Raw genomic sequence first — 1,878 nt, forward strand, 5'->3', positions numbered from 1 at the left:
ACGCTGACCATTCTGCAAAACGGTATCGAACAGCGCAGCATCACCGGCATCGTCACCCGCTTTGAACAGGGCAATACCGGCCTGCACCAGACCACCTACCGGATGAGCATCCGCCCTGACCTGTGGCGCACGACCCTGCGACAGAATTCGCGCATCTTCCAGCAGCTCAACATTACCAATATCATCACGACAATCCTCAAAGAGCACAGCATCCGCGATGTGGTATTCAACCTGCGTCACCCACACCCGGAGCGCGAATTCTGCGTGCAGTATCAGGAAAGCGACTTCGATTTCCTGCAACGGCTGACAGCAGAAGAAGGCATTTTCTACTTCTTCGAATGCAGTAACGGGCGTAACACGCTGGTATTCGCTGACGACTGCGGCTCTGTACCACCGGGCATACGCCTGCCCTATCAGCCCGGTGAAGTCAGTACACTGGGCGAACCGGCGGTCAGCAGCCTGACCAGCAGCGCTCAGGTCCGTCCGGCTCAGGTCCAGTTGAAGGATTACACCTTCAAGAACCCGGCATGGCCAGCAGAATTTCAGCAGCAGATGCGGGATGAGAACCTGCAACAATTGTATTACGAGCACTACGACTATCCGGGTCGCTTCAAAGATGAGGCCCATGGCAAGGATTTCACCCGCTACCGACTGGAGGCGCTGCGCAGCGACGCGGAGACCGGGCAAGGCAGCGGCAATGCCATCGCTCTGCAACCGGGCAAACTATTCATTCTTGATAACCATCCCCGGTTAGACCTGAATCAGTCATGGCAGACCGTTTCCGCCAGCCACAGCGGCAGTCAACCACAGGCACTGGAAACCACCAACTCAGGCTCCGGCACCACACTCAATAGCCACTTCACCTTCATCCGTCAGAACCAGAACTGGCGCCCGGCTCCGCGACCTAAACCCGTGATTGATGGCCCGCAGATTGCCAAAGTGGTCGGCCCAGCAGGGGAAGAGATTTTCTGTGACCAGTACGGGCGTGTGCGCCTGCAATTTCCGTGGGACAGATACGGTAAGAGCGATGACCAAAGCTCCTGCTGGATACGGGTCAGTCAGCCGTGGGCCGGTCAGGGCTGGGGCATGCTCGCTATTCCGCGTATCGGACAGGAAGTGGTGGTGGATTTCCTGCACGGCGACCCCGACCAACCGATAGTCACCGGGCGTACTTACCATGCCAGCAATATCCCACCGGGGAGCTTACCGGGCAGCAAAACCCAGATGGCGTTCCGCTCCAAAACTCATAAGGGGCAAGGCTATAACGAACTGCTGTTTGAAGATGCCAAGGGCAGTGAACGGCTGGATTTGCACGCACAGAAAGACATGAACACCAAAGTGCTCAATAACCGCGATACCCATGTACTGGCCAACCACAGCGAAACCGTGGAGAAAAACCAGACCATCAAGGTGAATGAGCACAAAAATGAAATGGTGAAAATGACCAGCACGGAAACCATCGGCATGGTCTACGCATTGACTGTCGGCACCAGCATGAATACTACCGTCGGGGCCAGCCAGACTGAACAGGTCGGCAGCCATAAATCCATCACGGTCGGTAATACCCTGTCCATCAATGCCGGTGATGTGATTGAGCTGAAATGCGGTGCCAGCGTCCTGCGGATGGACAGCTCAGGCAAAATCACCATTCAGGGCAGTGAATTCAAATTTGAGGCCAGTGGTCCGGTACAAATCACCGGTAAAGACATCGACCTGAACTAACAAGGACAGACTGAGATGGAATTTCGTAACCTCACCCCCTTTGCGGTGATGAACTATCAAATGTTCGATGTCGAAGATACCGAGCATCACGTGGCGGTCATGAAAATCGGCTACCAGCTGATGCCTGCCGGACAGGGGGAATACGTCGCCGAACTG

The 1,878-nt window shown here is 55.5% G+C and carries 1 protein-coding gene; it reads left to right on the plus strand.

Annotation, left to right across the window (positions count from 1 at the left end):
* A partial coding sequence (locus Xsto_RS20575) for a type VI secretion system Vgr family protein (RefSeq protein WP_099126299.1) occupies nt 1–1,722 on the plus strand: 1,722 nt, incomplete at its 5' end.
* Nucleotides 1,723–1,878 lie beyond the last annotated feature (156 nt).

The organism is Xenorhabdus stockiae (assembly GCF_002632825.1).
In the GTDB taxonomy this organism is placed as follows: Bacteria; Pseudomonadota; Gammaproteobacteria; order Enterobacterales; family Enterobacteriaceae; genus Xenorhabdus; species Xenorhabdus stockiae.